At 60.7% G+C, this 16,598-nt stretch carries 15 protein-coding genes; 9 read left to right on the top strand and 6 right to left on the bottom strand.

Annotation, left to right across the window (positions count from 1 at the left end; translation table 11 throughout):
* Nucleotides 1-85: 85 nt before the first annotated feature.
* The 4 genes from coaD (at nucleotide 86) to ACKPCU_RS03425 (ending at nucleotide 3,400) form a co-directional block, all read left to right on the top strand.
* Nucleotides 86-565, top strand: coding sequence for a pantetheine-phosphate adenylyltransferase (coaD, locus tag ACKPCU_RS03440; RefSeq protein WP_104736557.1), 480 nt, complete (start codon nucleotides 86-88; stop codon nucleotides 563-565).
* 19 nt (nucleotides 566-584) lie between these two features.
* A complete protein-coding gene (locus tag ACKPCU_RS03435) occupies nucleotides 585-836 on the top strand; it encodes a YfhL family 4Fe-4S dicluster ferredoxin (protein WP_104736558.1) in 252 nt (83 codons plus the stop codon).
* Between the two features lie 2 nt (nucleotides 837-838).
* Nucleotides 839-2,560, top strand: coding sequence for a gamma-glutamyltransferase (gene ggt, locus ACKPCU_RS03430; protein WP_321349922.1), 1,722 nt, complete (start codon nucleotides 839-841; stop codon nucleotides 2,558-2,560).
* Nucleotides 2,561-2,674: 114 nt separating this feature from the next.
* Nucleotides 2,675-3,400: a DUF817 domain-containing protein gene (locus ACKPCU_RS03425; protein ID WP_321349920.1), complete on the top strand. Its 726-nt coding sequence runs from the start codon at nucleotides 2,675-2,677 to the stop codon at nucleotides 3,398-3,400.
* Between the two features lie 137 nt (nucleotides 3,401-3,537).
* Here the strand turns inward: ACKPCU_RS03425 and ACKPCU_RS03420 are convergent, their stop codons facing one another.
* On the bottom strand, nucleotides 3,538-4,983 hold the full coding sequence (locus ACKPCU_RS03420; protein ID WP_211287028.1) for a YfcC family protein: 1,446 nt from the start codon (nucleotides 4,981-4,983) through the stop codon (nucleotides 3,538-3,540).
* Nucleotides 4,984-5,264: 281 nt separating this feature from the next.
* On the opposite strand from ACKPCU_RS03420, the gene fusA reads away from it, so the two are divergent.
* Complete coding sequence (fusA, locus tag ACKPCU_RS03415) at nucleotides 5,265-7,349, top strand: elongation factor G (protein WP_321349916.1); 2,085 nt, start codon at nucleotides 5,265-5,267, stop codon at nucleotides 7,347-7,349.
* A gap of 102 nt (nucleotides 7,350-7,451) precedes the next feature.
* Here fusA and ACKPCU_RS03410 read toward each other — a convergent pair whose 3' ends face one another.
* The 5 genes from ACKPCU_RS03410 to ACKPCU_RS03390 form a co-directional block, all read right to left on the bottom strand.
* Nucleotides 7,452-9,281 carry a Na/Pi cotransporter family protein gene (locus ACKPCU_RS03410; protein WP_321349914.1) on the bottom strand — a complete coding sequence of 610 codons (1,830 nt, stop codon included), beginning with the start codon at nucleotides 9,279-9,281 and terminating at the stop codon, nucleotides 7,452-7,454.
* 62 nt (nucleotides 9,282-9,343) lie between these two features.
* Nucleotides 9,344-9,676 carry a multidrug transporter gene (locus tag ACKPCU_RS03405; RefSeq protein WP_104736563.1) on the bottom strand — a complete coding sequence of 111 codons (333 nt, stop codon included), beginning with the start codon at nucleotides 9,674-9,676 and terminating at the stop codon, nucleotides 9,344-9,346.
* Nucleotides 9,677-9,863: 187 nt separating this feature from the next.
* Nucleotides 9,864-10,676, bottom strand: a complete 813-nt coding sequence (gene mutM / locus ACKPCU_RS03400; RefSeq protein WP_321349913.1) for a bifunctional DNA-formamidopyrimidine glycosylase/DNA-(apurinic or apyrimidinic site) lyase — start codon at nucleotides 10,674-10,676, stop codon at nucleotides 9,864-9,866.
* 1 nt (nucleotide 10,677) lies between these two features.
* Complete coding sequence (locus ACKPCU_RS03395) at nucleotides 10,678-12,021, bottom strand: hypothetical protein (RefSeq protein WP_104736565.1); 1,344 nt, start codon at nucleotides 12,019-12,021, stop codon at nucleotides 10,678-10,680.
* On the bottom strand, nucleotides 12,018-12,446 hold the full coding sequence (locus ACKPCU_RS03390; protein WP_104736566.1) for a PaaI family thioesterase: 429 nt from the start codon (nucleotides 12,444-12,446) through the stop codon (nucleotides 12,018-12,020). Before ACKPCU_RS03390 ends, ACKPCU_RS03395 begins: the two co-directional genes overlap by 4 nt.
* A 237-nt stretch (nucleotides 12,447-12,683) precedes the next feature.
* Here ACKPCU_RS03390 and ACKPCU_RS03385 point away from each other — a divergent pair, with 237 nt between their 5' ends.
* From ACKPCU_RS03385 to ACKPCU_RS03370, 4 genes are all read left to right on the top strand, one after another.
* Nucleotides 12,684-14,198, top strand: coding sequence for a 3-hydroxyacyl-CoA dehydrogenase (locus tag ACKPCU_RS03385; protein ID WP_321349910.1), 1,515 nt, complete (start codon nucleotides 12,684-12,686; stop codon nucleotides 14,196-14,198).
* A gap of 4 nt (nucleotides 14,199-14,202) precedes the next feature.
* Nucleotides 14,203-15,402: a 3-oxoadipyl-CoA thiolase gene (locus tag ACKPCU_RS03380; RefSeq protein WP_321349908.1), complete on the top strand. Its 1,200-nt coding sequence runs from the start codon at nucleotides 14,203-14,205 to the stop codon at nucleotides 15,400-15,402.
* A 155-nt stretch (nucleotides 15,403-15,557) separates the two neighbouring features.
* Nucleotides 15,558-15,857, top strand: a complete 300-nt coding sequence (locus tag ACKPCU_RS03375) for a hypothetical protein (protein WP_104736569.1) — start codon at nucleotides 15,558-15,560, stop codon at nucleotides 15,855-15,857.
* Between the two features lie 72 nt (nucleotides 15,858-15,929).
* Nucleotides 15,930-16,412: a YbhB/YbcL family Raf kinase inhibitor-like protein gene (locus ACKPCU_RS03370; protein ID WP_104736570.1), complete on the top strand. Its 483-nt coding sequence runs from the start codon at nucleotides 15,930-15,932 to the stop codon at nucleotides 16,410-16,412.
* The last annotated feature ends 186 nt before the right edge of the window (nucleotides 16,413-16,598 follow it).

Raw genomic sequence — 16,598 nt, 5'->3', positions numbered from 1 at the left:
TCGCCGCCGCTCTGCATCTGGGTTTTCGCCGAGTGTTGAGCTACCATCTGCCTCTCGACAACACAGCCGCAGGACTCGATCACGCATGAATACCGTACTCTACCCCGGCACCTTCGACCCCATTACCAAAGGTCATACCGATCTGGTCGAACGCGCATCACGGCTGTTTGATCGGGTCGTCGTTGCCGTGGCAGCCAGCCCGAAGAAAAACCCGGCGTTTACCCTGGAGCAGCGCGTCGAACTAGCCAACACCGTGCTGGGCCACCTGCCCAACGTCGAGGTGGTCGGCTTCTCCTCGCTGCTCGCGCATTTCGTCAAGGAAGTGGACGCCAACGTTCTGCTGCGCGGCCTGCGCGCGGTATCCGACTTTGAGTACGAATTCCAGCTGGCCAACATGAACCGCGTACTCGCCCCGGATGTCGAAAGCCTGTTCCTGACGCCGTCGGAGAAGTACTCCTACATTTCTTCTACCCTGGTACGCGAAATCGCCGCACTGGGTGGCGACGTTACCAAGTTTGTTCATCCGGCCGTGAATGAAGCGCTGATCCAGCGCTATCACGCCTGATCCTGCGGAGAGCGCACGCATGTCTCTGATCATCACCGATGACTGCATCAACTGCGATGTATGCGAGCCCGAGTGCCCCAACGGCGCCATCTCACAGGGCGAGGAAATCTACGTCATTGACCCCAACCTGTGCACCGAGTGCGTCGGTCACTTCGACGAGCCCCAGTGCCAGCAGGTCTGCCCGGTCGACTGCATCCCGCTCGACCCGGACAACGTCGAGAGTCAGGAGGAGTTGATGGACAAGTATCGGATCCTCACCGGTAAGGCCTGACCATGATCAGTCTCAGCGTGCGCACGCTCACCCGCCTGCTCGGCCTCACCGCCCTGCTGGCGCTCGCCGCGCCGCTGCAGGCAGCCGACGGCCCCGGCCGCAACGCCGTCGCCAGCGCTCACCCGGTAGCGACCAACGCGGGTCTGCAAATCATGACCGACGGCGGCAACGCCTTTGATGCGGCTGTCGCCGTCGCCGCCACGCTGGCGGTCGTCGAGCCATACAGTTCCGGCATTGGCGGCGGCGGCTTCTTCCTGCTGCGCCAGCCCGCCAACAGCGAACAACCTTACCGGTTCATCGATGCCCGCGAGACCGCGCCGGGCCGAGCAGGCCGCGACCTTTACCGCGACGCCAGCGGCAAGGTGCAGCGCGATCCGGCGATCAATGGTCCGCTTGCCGCTGGCATTCCCGGCATACCTGCCGCACTGGTCCACCTCGCCACCCATTATGGCCGCCTGCCGCTGGCTCAGTCCCTGGCGCCCGCCATCGATGCCGCCGAAAACGGCTTCACCAGCAGCGAGCACTATCGCACCCTGGTCGGCTACCGACTGGAAGCCATGCAGCGTGACGCCGAGACCACTCGGCTGTTTCTGCGCAATAACCAGGCACCCGAGGTCGGCACGCTGATCACCCAGCCGGAGCTGGCTGAGACCCTGCGCGCCATTGCCAGCGAGGGACGCGACGGCTTCTATCGTGGCCCCGTTGCTGAACGGCTGCTGAGCGGCGTTCAGGCCGCCGGCGGCGTCTGGCAGCAGCAGGATCTGGATAACTATCGGGTCATTGAACGCAGCCCGATCCGCTTTGTCAGCGACGGCTACCAGGTTATCAGCGCGCCGCTGCCGTCGGCCGGCGGCATTGCGCTGGCGGGCATTCTGCAGGCATTGCCCGCCCTGCCGGCCAGCGCCAATGGCTCGATCCAGCAGACCCACCAGTTGGTCGAGCTGATGCGCCGCACCTACCGCGACCGTGCCATGCTGCTAGGCGATAACGACTTTGTGCCCGTGCCGGTGGCCGAGCTGACCTCCAAGGCCTACGCCGTGGCAATGGCCCGGGATATCGACCCCGAGCGCGCCACCCGCAGCAGTGAACTCGGCCCACTGCGCGACTTCCATGAAGGCACCAACACCACCCACTTCTCGCTGATCGATGCCGATGGCAATGCCGTCGCCGCCACCTTGAGCATCAACCTGCCGTTCGGCGCGGCCTTCACCCCGCCCGGCACCGGCGTATTACTCAACAACGAGATGGACGATTTCGCTGCCGACCCGAGCGGCAGCAACGCGTATGGTCTGGCCGGCAGTGAGGCCAACGCGATTGCACCCGGCAAGCGTCCGTTGTCGAGCATGACCCCGACCATGCTGGAAAACGACCGCCAACTCGCGCTGCTCGGCACCCCTGGCGGCAGCCGCATCATCACCATGGTGCTGTTGGGCGCACTGGAAGCCATGCACGGTGAGCCGGTCGAGCGCTGGGTCAGCCGCCCGCGCTTTCACCATCAGTACCTGCCGGACTACATTCAGGTCGAAGACGCCGCCTTCACCGAGCAGCAGCGTCAGGCGCTGGAAGCGATGGGTCATCGGATCGAACCAGTGGGCCGTGACTACGGCAACATGCACGCGGTGTCCTGGGACAAGGCAACCAACCGCGTCTCCGCAGCCAGTGATCCTCGCGGTATCGGCGCCGCCAGCGTGCAGGCGCAGGCGGCACCGGTACCAAGCGAATAACCCGGCAACAAACCAACCGCATCACGACGCAAAGGTGTTCGTATAAAAACCTTTATCTACGAGTTCTGGCGTTTCGGCCTCAAACAGGCCTATGCCTGCCTGTTCGGCGGTTTTTTGTTGCTGGTGATGGTGGTGACCCGCTACTGGTACCCGATTGAAGGGCTGCACCGTTACGACTTCATCTTCCTCGCCGCGATCGGCTTTCAGCTATTTATGCTGGCCGCGCGTCTGGAAACCCTGCGCGAGTCCATGGTGATTGTAGTGTTTCATGTCACCGCCACGATCATGGAGCTGTTCAAGACCTCGGATGCCATCGGCTCCTGGCAGTACCCGGAGGCGTACCTGTTTGGTATCGGTAACGTGCCTTTGTTTACCGGTTTCATGTACAGCGCTGTGGGTAGCTATATCGCCCGCGTCTGGCGCCTTTTTGACTTTCAATACACCCACTACCCGGTGCGCTGGCAGACCCTGGTACTGGTCATCCTGATCTACCTCAACTTCTTTACCCATCACTTTTTCTGGGATTTGCGCTGGGTATTACTGGCGACCACGGTCTACCTCTTCTGGCGGACGCAAATTCATTTCAAGATCAGCAAGACCCATCGCTGGATGCCCTTGCTGCTAGGCTGGTTTCTGGTGGCGCTGTTCATCTGGATTGCCGAAAACATCGCCACCTACGCCAACATCTGGGTCTACCCCAACCAGAAAGAACAGTGGCACATGGTCTCTCTGGCCAAACTGAGTTCTTGGTATCTATTGATGCTGCTGAGCTTTGTCCTGGTGTCGCTGATCAACAACCCGGTCACGCGCGTGCCAAGCAAACCAGTCCAAGGGCGATAGAACTCGAGTTCACCACCCAATATCGGCCAATCGCCCAAGCGAGCGCAGCACGGCTGCTGTTGTCACCAGGCAGAAAAAAGCCGGACCACGATATCGCTGGTCCGGCTTTTTCATACGCATCTGAACGCGAAGGAGACTCAGCCCGTCCAGCCTACCACTTGGGCATAGATAACAAAGCACAGGGAAATGCCGATCCAGATGCCGAACAGCGGCAGGAAAAAACGTACCCAGCGATCCCAGGTGACACCGCCCAGCGCCAGTGTGGCCATAAAGTAGCCCGAGGTCGGATACAGGATGTTCGACAGACCGTCACCCAACTGATACGCCAACACCGCCGTTTGCCGAGTTACACCAATCAGATCAGACAACGGCGCCATGATCGGCATGGTCACCAGTGCCTGTCCGCTTCCGGACGGAATGACAAAGTTGAAAGCCACTTGGGAGATAAACATGCCCACTGCGGCCAGCGTCTCGGGGAAAGAACCAACCAGATTGCCCAGGCCAAATACCAAGGTATCCATTACCTGCCCCTGCTCGAGCATCACCGCAACGGCACGGGCGAGGCCACAAATCATGGCGCCAACCAAGACTTCGCGAAATCCACGGTTGAACGCTTCGCAGATATTGCCCAACGACAGGCCAGCGATCATACCCACAGCCACGCCCATGATGACGAACAGACCCGCCATCTCCATCATGAACCAGCCACGCGTCAGCACGCCCCAGACCATCACCGCGAAGAAACCCAGCGCCGCCATGCCTGCCCAGAACTGACGGGGACTGAAGTGCATCGGCTCACCGATTTCCTCGTTCTGATAATGGCGACGCTTCTCGGCTTCCTTGCTGTCACCGGCCATCAGGCTCAATTCGGGGTTGGCGCGCACCTTCAAGGCATAGCGAGTGATATAGAGTACACCTGACCCGACCAGCAGCAGGAACAGCAGCGAGCGCAAACCGGCGCCGGAGTAGATCGGCACCTCGGCGATCATCTGCCCCAGACCAGTGTTGATCGGGTTGAGCACCCCGGCGGAGAACCCGGCGGTCGTCGCCAGCAGCGCGACGCCCACTGCAGTAATACTGTCAAAACGCAGTGCGATCATCAGCGGCAGGATAACCGGCACATAGACCAACGCCAGTTCCTGGGTGCCAATCAGTGTTGCCACCACCGAAAAGGTCAGCATCAGCACCGGCAGAATAAGCACGGAGCGGTTGGCAAAGCGGCGGGTCAGCTTGTCCACGGCGATGTCGATCACGCCAGTGGTGCGAATGACCATGAACATGCCGCCGATAATGAAGGTGAAAAACACCACCATGGAGGCATCGACCAGGCCCTGCGGAATCGCCAGCATGAACTGCTCCAGGCTGACCGGGGTTGCCTCGACCTGGCGGTAACTCTCGGGGTTGATTGCGACCCGGCCATTCTCCAGGGTCACGCGGTCGTACAGCCCCGCAGGGATAAAGTGCGTCAACACCGCTGCGATAGCGGTAAATACAAAAAGAATGACGTAGATGTGCGGCATCTGAAAACCGACACGCTCTTCTACGACCGCCTCGTCGCTCATATTGCTGTTGTTATCGGCCACGGTTGTTCTCCGCTGGGTAGTTTGATGTCAAGGTGATTTACAACACTGCAGTTGCAGGAAAAAAGGCGACACCTTAACAGTCATGTAGCGCGCACGCGCTCAGATAAACCGAGCTGATGCCGCTTGATTGCGCACAGCTATAAACAATCAACGCCCGCATAGTGCCATCGCCAGACAGACGGCAGAGGTCTTAACACTATTTCATCGTAAAAGCCGAGAGTTTCTTTTTCGATTCCTGTATATTGACCGCCTGTTTTTTCACCCGGCTATCAGAGACTGCCATGACTGATCTATCCCTCTACCGCAATATTGGTATCTTCGCCCACGTTGATGCCGGTAAGACAACTACTACCGAACGTATCCTCAAACTCACCGGCAAGATCCACAAGCTGGGTGAAACACACGAGGGTGAGTCCACCACCGACTTCATGGAACAGGAAGCCGAGCGCGGTATTACCATTCAGTCTGCTGCTGTCAGCTGCTTCTGGAAAGGCCACCGCTTCAACGTCATCGACACCCCCGGCCACGTTGACTTCACCGTTGAAGTGTATCGCTCGCTGAAAGTACTCGACGGCGGTATCGGCGTATTCTGTGGTTCCGGCGGCGTTGAGCCCCAGTCCGAAACCAACTGGCGCTACGCGAACGACTCCAAAGTTTCCCGATTGATCTTCGTCAACAAGCTGGACCGCATCGGTGCAGACTTCCTGCGCGTAACCGAGCAGGTCAAGAGCGTACTGGGCGCCAAACCGCTGATCATGACCCTGCCGATTGGCCGCGAAGACACCTTCTCCGGTGTGGTTGACCTGCTGACCCGCAAGGCCTACATCTGGGACGAAACCGGTCTGCCGGAAAATTACAAGGTTGAAGACGTACCGGCCGACATGGCCGACGACGTCGAAATGTACCGCGAACAGCTGATCGAAATGGCTGTCGAAATGGACGACGACCTGATGATGGCGTACATGGACGGCGAAGAGCCGGCCATCGATGACATCAAGCGCTGCATCCGCAAGGGCACTCTGGAACTAGCATTCTTCCCGACCTACTGCGGTTCTGCGTTCAAGAACAAAGGTATGCAACTGCTGCTCGACGCCGTTGTTGACTACCTGCCGTCCCCGACTGAGGTTAACCCGCAGCCGCTGACCGACGAAGAAGGCAACCCGACCGGCAAGTTCGCCATCGTGTCTGCCGACGAACCTTTCCGCGCCCTGGCATTCAAGATCATGGACGACCGTTTCGGCGCCCTGACCTTCTGCCGCATCTACTCCGGCAAGCTGGCCAAGGGTGACACCATCCTGAACGCCTTCACCGGCAAGACCGAGCGTGTTGGCCGCATGGTGGAAATGCACGCCAACGACCGTAACGAGCTGACCAACGCTCAGGCCGGTGACATCATCGCCATCGTCGGCATGAAGAACGTTCAGACCGGTCACACCCTGTGTGATCCGAAGGACCCCTGCACCCTGGAAGCGATGGTCTTCCCCGAGCCGGTAATCTCCATATCTGTTGAGCCGAAAGACAAAGGCTCCACCGAGAAGATGGGCGTCGCGATTGGCAAGATGGTTGCAGAAGACCCGACCTTCCGCGTTGAGACTGATCCGGATTCCGGCGAAACCATCCTCAAAGGCATGGGCGAGCTGCACCTGGACATCAAGGTCGACATTCTGAAACGTACCTATGGCGTAGAGCTGGTTGTTGGTCAGCCGCAGGTGGCCTACCGCGAAACCATTACTCGCGAAGTAACCGACAGCTACACCCACAAGAAGCAGTCTGGTGGTTCCGGTCAGTACGGTAAGATTGACTACGTCATCCGTCCCGGCGAGCCGAACTCCGGCTTCACCTTCAAGTCCAGCGTTGTTGGCGGTAACGTTCCCAAGGAATTCTTCCCGGCCATCGAGAAGGGCTTTGCGTCTCTGATGGACACTGGCCCACTGGCTGGCTTCCCGGTTCTGGACGTTGATTTCGAGCTGACTGACGGTGGCTACCACGCCGTTGACTCCTCGGCCATCGCGTTCGAAATCGCCGCCAAAGGCGCATTCCGTCAGTCCATGCCGAAGGCTGGTCCGCAGCTACTGGAGCCGGTCATGAAGGTTGACGTGTTCACTCCTGAAGACCACGTTGGTGACGTTATCGGTGACCTGAACCGTCGTCGCGGCATGATCGCAGGCCAGGAAGCCGGTGTAACTGGCGTCCGCATCAAGGCCGATGTACCGCTGGCAGAAATGTTCGGCTACATCAGCACCCTGCGTACCATGACCTCCGGTCGCGGTCAGTTCTCCATGGAGTTCTCGCACTACTCCGCGTGCCCGGCCAACGTTGCCGAAGCCGTGATCGCGAAGGAAAAAGAGAAGCGCGCAGCCAAATAAGGCTCGCGTTACTCGGCAGTAACAAAAAACGCCTGATGCGCTGCATCAGGCGTTTTTTTATGTCTGTGATTTACCGCGAACAATGCGCCACACCGCAGTTGTTCAGGCTGCCTCCGTCAGCGCCGCACGGGTATAGATCATGTCATGCGCGGCGCGCAGGTTGCTGCTAATTTCCAGCAGGTAATGCAGATCGTTGATCAGACTGGTTGCCTGCCAGCCGTCCAGCTCGCCAGCGCGCAGCTGCTGTTGCAGACGCTGCTCGAACTGACTGCGAAACAGCTGCTCCTGATCCAGATAGTCAGCCGACTGCTGCCGATCGGCGGCGCCGGACAATGACTCGGCCTCCCGCCGGGCCTGATCACTCAACAGCAGCATGCCCTGCTCGCGCAGCTGGCGATAACCGTCACGCATGGCCTGACGCGGGCTCTCAAGGTGCTTGCGCAGATTGGTTTGCAGGTGCTTGGCTGCCTTCACCGACTCCACAAGGTCCCGTGCGGCCAGGTTTACATCCATCAGCGCCTGCTGCTGTTCCGGCAGCAGTTCGCAGTCAAGATGCCCGATAAAGTCGACGATGTCGGCGTAAATACCCTTGATATGCTGATGATAGAGCACATCCGCGTCCTCCCGTTCGGTCAGCGGCGGCACCGCCAATGCCTCACCCGGATCCCGTTCGCGAGTCATATCCTGACGGAAACTGCCCGGCAGATACAACGCCGACGCAATAACCTGTCGACTGGTTGCGGCGAGATGAGCTAGCTCCTGCTGCAACACCCTGACCGCCGACCCTGCGTGCAGTTGTGCGGCACCGTCGAGGTAGAGCGCATGGGAACGCGGACGATCCGCCAGCTCCTCGTTAACCGGCTCACTCGGAGGTGGCAGCAGCCGGGTCAGCAGGCGCACCAGCACCGGTATCAGCGGCAGCATCAGCGCCAGCCCGAGCAGATTGAACAGCGTATGGAACAAAGCCAGCTTGAGGGTGTAGGACTCGGCCGCAATACTAAGCCAGCCGGCCAGAGTATCGACCAACTGTGCCAACACCGGCAGCACCGACAGCGCAACAACGCCGGTGACCAGGTTGAACAGAATATGCGCGACGGCCAACTGGCGACCGGCATTATTGGCACCCAGAGCAGCAAGCACAGCAGTCACCGTGGTTCCCAGGTTGGCACCCACCGCCATCGCCAGTGCATTGGTATATTCAAGCTGGCCGCTGGCAAGCGCCGCCAAGGTGATCATCAGGGTGGCATGGCTGGACTGCATCAGTACCGTCGCCAGAATACCGAGCAGCGCGTAGAGCAGCATGCCCTGCCAGCCGCCGACGCTGTAGGCGGACAGGTCGAAGATTTGCTGCATACCATCGAAGCCAAGCTTCATCAGGTCGATACCAAGAAACAGCAAACCAATACCCAGCAGCACCTGACCTGTACCCCGCCAGCGCGCCGCGCTGTTACGCTCGAACAACACGCCGAGCACCAGCAAGGGCATACCCACCTGCGCTAGATCAACCTTGAGGCCAATCAGCGCAATCAGCCAGGCGCCGGTAGTGGTACCCAGATTGGCACCAAAGACAATACCGATCCCCGCCGTCAGACTGATCAGGCCAGCGCTGAGAAAAGCGATACTAAAAAGGGTAACAAGCGAGCTGGATTGCACCAGCGCGGTACTGACCGTACCGAAGGTAAGACTCTTCCATAGCCGGTCGGTGCTGATCGCCAACCAACGCTCCAGTGCACCGCCGGAGAAGGCACGGAAGCCGTCTTCCAAATAGCGCATGCCAAGCAGAAACAGAGCAATACCGGCAAACAGCTGGGCCAGCGACTGGTGCTTGAGGAACAACAGCAGCACCAGAGCCAGCCCGAAGGCCATGCCGACCGGGCGTAGCTTCGCCAGTCGCGAACGAATCAGGCGACTGGTGTTCAATGCATCAGCCACCCCTCACTCTCCAGGGTGGCAACATCAGCGCCGACTCCAACAACAACCCTGCTGCGTCAATCTCAGCGAAGCTCGTCCTGCTGCTGACGACCATAGCCCGCGCGGGTACAGCCCAGGCAGCGCACGAAGGTTTCCTCGGCGGGACGAATGACCAGCTCGCGCCCGGCCTCGGGCACGTTTCCGCCCAACGCACTGAACGGCAGGCTGACCAGAAAGGCGCCGGTACCCAGCACGGTGGCACCCAGCAGCAACGGACGCGCGATAACCAGATCACCGATCATGGCAAAGTAGCCCGGCTCGTCTTGCTGGTAGTTGTTGTAGGAATCGGCAGCCATGACGCTGGCGCTCATCAGCAGGCCGGCGACAAGTGCGGTGGAATGACGTAACAGGCGCATAGTTAATCCCTGGTTGTGGCCCGAAAGGCAATGATCTGGTTGCGTGTCCCAAACTCCTGTGGGCCCACGGCATCGCCTTCATTGTAGGCACAAACCCGGCGTTACGGAACGCACCTGATGAAAATTGCGACACAGCGCAGCTGGAGCGGGCGTTAGCATGCGCAGGGCAAGTCGGTAACTCACCCGTTTAGCGTTGACACTGTCGGCAGAACACGGTGCTACGCTGGCCCAGCCGGCACTCTGAAAGCGTGGTACCGCACTGCTTGCACAGCTCCCCGCCACGTCCGTAAACAAACAACTCCTGCTTGAAGTAACCAGGTTGACCATCGCCGCCAACGAAGTCGCGCAGCGTGGTCCCGCCTTGCTCGATTGCCCTGGCCAGGATGCGCTTGATCTCTTCGGCCAGCCGTTGATAGCGCTGACGGCTGACCCGACCCGCCTCCCGGCGCGGATCAATGCCCGCAGCAAACAGGGCTTCAGTCGCATAAATGTTACCGACCCCGACCACCACTGCGTTATCCATGATGAAGGGTTTAATCGCGGTGCTCTTACTGCGCGACAACTGGTAGAGTCGCTCGCCATCGAAAGCATCGGACAGCGGTTCCGGCCCAAGCTTGCCGAGCAGTGCATGCGGCTCGTCCGCCCGCGCCCAAAGCAGCGCGCCAAAGCGCCTGGGGTCGGTGTAGCGCAGCGCCATGCCCGAATCCAATTCGATATCGACGTGATCGTGCTTGGCCGCCGGCGTGCCTGCCGGCACCAGCCGCAAACTGCCCGACATTCCCAGGTGACCGATCAACGTGCCGCCGCCGATCCGCATCAGCAGGTACTTGGCACGGCGGTCAATACGCTCGAACAGCTGCCCTTCGATCTGGATCGCCAGATCCTCCGGAATCGGCCAGCGCAGGCGACGATCGCGGACGATCAGGCGGGTAACCCGACGCCCCTCCAGGTGCGGCGCAATCCCGCGGCGGGTTGTTTCGACTTCAGGCAATTCAGGCATGTCAGCTCTGCAACCAGTAGGTAATGAAGATCAGCAACAACAGCAACGGCATGACGCTGGCAACAAAGCGCCCGTTCCAGCCAAAAGCCACCTGATACGGTGACTCGCCGCTGTAGCGCGACAGGATAAGCGTCGAAGGACCGAAGGGCGAGAAGATCATCGCCAGCGAAAACCCGCACATCAGCCCTACCGCTGGCGTCATGATCGGCACCCCGAGCAGTGACAGCTGGGCCAGCAGTCCCGCGGTCAGTGATAGCGACACAATCGGTGCCAGCCCCAGCACTGCCAAGGTAATGGTGCTGAACAGGCTGCCAATCGCCAGCAGCACATTGTACTTGGGCTCCTGCGCCAGCCAAGCAGCGATCTGCTCCAGCGGCGCCACCGCGCCCAACACACCACCCAGTAGCGCCGCGCAACCAAAGATGAACATTTCGTTGTGCATGCTGACCATATTGTCGGTCACTTCCTGCAGCACCTGCGCAGGTTTGCGTTCGCGCCACAGCAGGTAGCTGATAACCCCGGCAGGCACCAACACCATCGCCGCCTGCGACGCGCTCAATGTTGTCAGGGACGCCAGCAGGCCGATGGCACCAAGGCCCAGCAGACTACCAATCAACAGCTGCGGCATGCCGTCGGCCTTGCTGCTGTCACCAATATTGTCGCGCAGCGCCAGCAGCCCGCGGGTTTCCCGGCGCCAGCCGACCACAATCATCATCACCGCAGCAACCGCGCCGTAAGGCACCATAGTGCTCCAGGACTGCTCGGGCATTTCCCGCGATATGATGGCGATGGTCACGCTGGTTGGCGCCAGCAGCGGCACCAGGGCAAACCCCCGCAGCGTCGTCACCATGACGCTGCGCAGACCGGCCCGGCGCTGCTCATCGGTCAACGAATAGCGCTTGAGATGCTCGCTCAGGGTCCCACAGAGCAGGTTCATCATGCCGAAGTTGAGAATCGAGCCGATACTGCCGGCGGCCAGCACATAACGCGGATACAGCACGACCTTGGACCCGGATAACAGCGCCTTGTGCAGCTCGCGCAGCTGCGGCAAGCGCTGCGCCAGTAACTGCATCAACCCCAGTGCACCCAGAAAGCTGGTGTAGTAGGCCACCGAACTGGCCAGCTTTGGCCAAAGCTCGGCACCTGGACGCGCTATCACGATGGCCGCCGCCAGCACTGCCAGCGTGCAGATTCCGAGCCAACGTGGATAGGGGTTCAGGCGGGTGAAGAAGCGCAGGAAATAAACTGCAAAGGCGCCAGCCGCGAGCCAGCTCAACCAGTGCTGGTGACTGAGCAGCCCTGCCAGCTCTAGCGCAACACCGAGCGGCAGCAGCGCAGCACTCACGGCAGGTCCTTGCGATAGGCGCCCTTCTTGAATACACCCTCACCAAAACCGATCAGCTTGTCATTCTGATCAAGCAGATCACAACTGGCCATGAATACCTTGTGACCGGCGTTGCGGCAGGTAGCGACCGCCCGCACGTGCGTACCAACCGGCGCGGTCGCGGTGAAGTTGGTGTTGAGTGACAGGGTAATGGCAACCCGGCGATCTTCCGCCGATGCCGCCCAGGTGCCACAGAGCCCCATAGCAATGTCTAGCAGACTGGCGGTGACCCCACCATGCAATGAGCTGGCGTTGTTCATGTGCTTTTCGGTCAGAGTCAGGCCGACAACAGCTCGCCCCTCCGAGTACTCTTCCAACTGGGCACCAAGCTCCTGAAAGAAGCCGGTAACGGTACGGGCAATGGCCTGACGTTCATCTTGATTCACGGGTGCGACACCTTTTATTCACTACACTCGATCTGGCTGGCCACACGACAGTCACGGCGGGCAGGCCTGCCCGGCACGCAGTAACGGCCAGTTTGAAGGGGGCGAGTATGCCACGCACAAGCATGCGCAGACTGTCGCCAAACTTGCACTCCTACAACGCAGGATTTAATCTCGCACCACTTAAACGAAATACCGTTTCGCCATGCGGAACAACGAGCGTACTCCAGGAGGCAAAGCATGTTCAAGCGGATTGGCGTCATCGGCGCCGGAGCCATGGGGCGCGGTATCGCCCAGCTGTTCGCCAGCAGTGGTCAGCAGGTTCTGCTGTTCGATACCCGTGCAGAGGCCATCGACGATGCACTGGCCTTCAACCGTAACCTGCTGCAGCGGGCACAGGCCAAGGGCAAGATGACCGAAGCGGAGCTGGAGGCAACCGTCGCGCGCATGCAACCAGCCGCCAACCTGACCGACCTGGCCGACTGCGACCTGGTGATCGAGGCCATCGTCGAGCTGCTGGAGGTCAAACAGAAGCTGTTTGCCGATCTGGAAGCCATCGTCAGCGCAGACTGCGTACTGGCTACCAACACCTCATCGCTGTCGGTCACCCGCATCGCCAGCACCGCCAAACACCCCGAGCGCGTTGCCGGTTTCCACTTCTTCAACCCGGTGCCGCTGATGAAAATCGTCGAGGTCGTCCGCGGTGAACGCACCGACGAGCGCCACATTCAGGCACTGGTCGCCCTGGCCGATCAGGCCGGTCACTTCCCGGCAATCACCCCGGACACCCCCGGCTTCCTGGTCAACCACGCCGGTCGCGCCTTCGGCACCGAAGCGCTGCGCATGCTCAGCGAAGGGGTCGCGACGCCTTCGCAGATCGACCGCATTCTGCGTGATGGCCCTGGCTTTCGCATGGGGCCCTTTGAGCTGTTTGATCTGACCGGGCTGGACGTGTCCCACGCGGTGATGGAGTCGGTCTACGAGCAGTTCTACCACGACCCGCGCTACACCCCGTCGTTCATCGCCGCCCAGCGCGTCGCCGCCGGCCTGCTGGGCCGCAAGACCGGCCAAGGCTTCTACCGCTACGAAGACGGCCAGAAGATCGAGCCGGCTGAGCAGCAGCCCGAGACCGTGCTGATCACTCGCCCGTTCTGGCTGGAAACTGACGACGACGCACTGCGTAACCAGGTCAGCGAGGTATTGAACAAGGCTGGCGCCACACTGGAAACTGGTACCAAACCGTCGGATGACGCCATCTGCCTGATCACCCCGCTGGGCGATGACTGCAGCACCGCGCTGACCCAACTGGGCCTGCCTGCTGAGCGCACCCTGGCACTCGACAGCTTCGCCAACTGGGACAAGCGCCGCACGCTGATGCGTCAGCCCGCCGCCAGAGCCGAGATCGTTGCCCAGGCCCGTCAGGCCCTCGGCGCCGATGGCGTCCCCGTCGAGGTGATCAACGATTCGGCTGGCTTTGTCATCCAGCGCCTGATCGCCAGCGTGGTCAATCTGGGCTGCGAAATTGTGCAGAAGGGCATCACCGCGCCACAAACGCTGGACCGCGCCATTCAACTGGCGCTGGGCTACCCCAAAGGCCCGCTGGCCTTCGGTGAGTATTATGGCGAAGCCAACATTCTTGCCGTCCTCAACAACATTCAGGCCGTTTACGGCGAGCCACGCTACCGCCCCAGCCCCTGGCTGCGTCGTCGCGTACAGCTGGAACTGCCTTTGACCACACCCGATTTCCAGGAGTAAGAGCATGACTGCCTATATCTATGATGGTTTGCGTACCCCGTTCGGCCGCCACGCCGGCGCCCTGGCCAGCGTGCGTCCCGATGACCTGCTAGCGGAAGTGATTCGTGCCGTGGTCACCCGCAACCCGTTCGAAGGTCAGGACTACGAAGACGTGGTCATGGGCAATACCAACCAGGCGGGCGAAGATGCGCGCAACGTCGCCCGTCACGCCGGGCTGCTGGCGGGTCTACCGCAGGAAGTAGCCGGTGTCACCATCAACCGCCTGTGCGGCTCTGGTCTGGCAGCCATTCTCGACGCCGCTCGAGCGGTAAAAACCGGTGAAGGCGAGCTGTTCGTCGCTGGTGGTGTGGAAAGCATGAGCCGCGCGCCCTTTGTCATCGCCAAGAGCGAGAGCGCCTACAGCCGTGATTTCCGCGCCTTCGACAGCACCATCGGCGCGCGCTTCCCGAATCCCAAGGTCGAGAAGCAGTACGGTGACGACACCATGCCGCAGACCGCCGACAACGTCGCTGCCGATCTGGGCATCAGCCGTGAAGAAGCCGACACTTATGCCGCCCGCAGTCAGGCGCTGTATGAGAAGGCCCGCGCTGAAGGCTTCTTCGCTGAAGAAATCCACCCCATCGAGGTCTCTCAGGGTCGCAAGAAACCGGCCAAGATCGTCGATCAGGATGAACATCCGCGTCCGAGCAGTGACATGGCCGCCCTGTCCGGTCTGCGGGCACTGTTTGAAGGCGGCGTGGTCACCGCCGGCAACGCCTCCGGGGTCAACGACGGCGCCGCTGCGCTGATCATCGGCAGCGAGGCCGTAGGCCAGAAATACGGCGTCAAGCCCCGCGCCCGCATCCTCGCCGGCGCGGTTTCCGGTGTCGCTCCCCGCGTAATGGGTCTGGGCCCGGTCGAAGCCTGCAAGAAGGCGCTGAGCCGCGCTGGCCTGACGCTGGAGCAGATGGATGTTATCGAGATCAACGAAGCCTTCGCCTCCCAGGTCCTCGGTTGCGCCAAGCAGTTGGGTATCGCCTTTGACGACCCGCGCCTGAACCCGAACGGCGGCGCCATCGCTGTCGGTCACCCGCTGGGTGCCTCCGGCGCTCGCCTGACCCTGACCGCCCTGCGCCAACTGGAACGCACCGGCAAGCGTTACGCACTGGTCAGCCTTTGTATCGGCCTGGGCCAGGGCGTGGCGGCGGTGATCGAGCGCGTTTAACGCGCTCGCGGAGCTACAAGCTACAAGCTACAAGCTACAAGCTACAAGCTGAGAACCCCTGCCTCGCCCTGGTTTGGGTTTTAGCTTGCGGCTTGAAGCTTGCGGCTTGAAGCTGATAGCTTCTACCCCCTCATTCCCTGTCAGCGACCCCTTGCATGCAGCTCAACTCCAGCAGCCCCTTTGAATGGCTCGGTTCCGCCATCGGTAGCGTCGTCCGCGTTGTCATCGACAGCCTGATTTGGCTGTTCACCATGCTGAGCAATGCCAGCTCGGACTTTATCAACGGCTTTGCCAGTGCCCTCGGCGTCAACAGCAACCTGCTGAGCATCGCTGCAGTCATTCTTGGGCTGTTTCTGATCTACACCGGCGTGCGGGCCTTTATTCGCCGCAAGATCGTGCTAGGCATCATCTGGGTGCTGCTCGGGCTCTGGCTGCTGAGCGCCCTGATCAGGTGAAACGCGCTTGTGTCATCACAGACGCATACTAGTATTTCGGTAGTTTTCGGCTAAAAATCTAAGGAGAACACCATGGGATTCGCATTTTCCAACGAACTGGAACTGACCAGCAGCGCCTTTGCCAACAACGGCGCCATCGCTGCCAAACACACCGGCGACGACGCTGACGTCTCCCCTGCCCTGAGCTGGAAGAACGCACCGGCGGACACCCAGTCCTACGCCGTCATCTGCCACGACCCGGACGCTCCGCTGATTTCCGCCAACGGCACCTATGGCTTCGTGCATTGGGTGCTGTACAACATTCCGGCCAACGTCAGCGAGTTGCCGGAAGCCTGCGGCGACTACACTCAAGGCGTAAACAACTTCGGCAACAGCGGCTACAACGGTCCGCTGCCTCCGGAAGGCCACGGTCAGCACAAATACTATTTCTGGGTCATCGCGCTGGACACCGAGCTCAATCTGCCAGCCGGTCTGACGCTGTGGCAATTGCTGGAGAAGATCGAACCGCACGCCAAAGCAATGAACCGGCTGATTGGTACCTATCAGCGCGGTTGAGCGTCGTTGCGCGGCACCCGCAAGGGTGCCCGCGCCCTCTCGGAAGCCCAACCTGAAAACCACCGCAACGCCCACTTCTCCCCGGTCGATAGCAGCGGATTCACAGCGTCAAGCTTGATGGCCAAACCACTCAGGCGCTGCCTATTATGACCATCATATTGACTCATTCCCGCCGTAACGGAATCC

The sequence above is a fragment of the Halopseudomonas oceani genome, assembly GCF_963677335.1.
In the GTDB taxonomy this organism is placed as follows: domain Bacteria; phylum Pseudomonadota; class Gammaproteobacteria; order Pseudomonadales; family Pseudomonadaceae; genus Halopseudomonas; species Halopseudomonas oceani.
The sequence above is the reverse complement of the archived record's forward strand: the minus strand, read 5'-3'. Positions and strand labels throughout refer to the sequence as shown.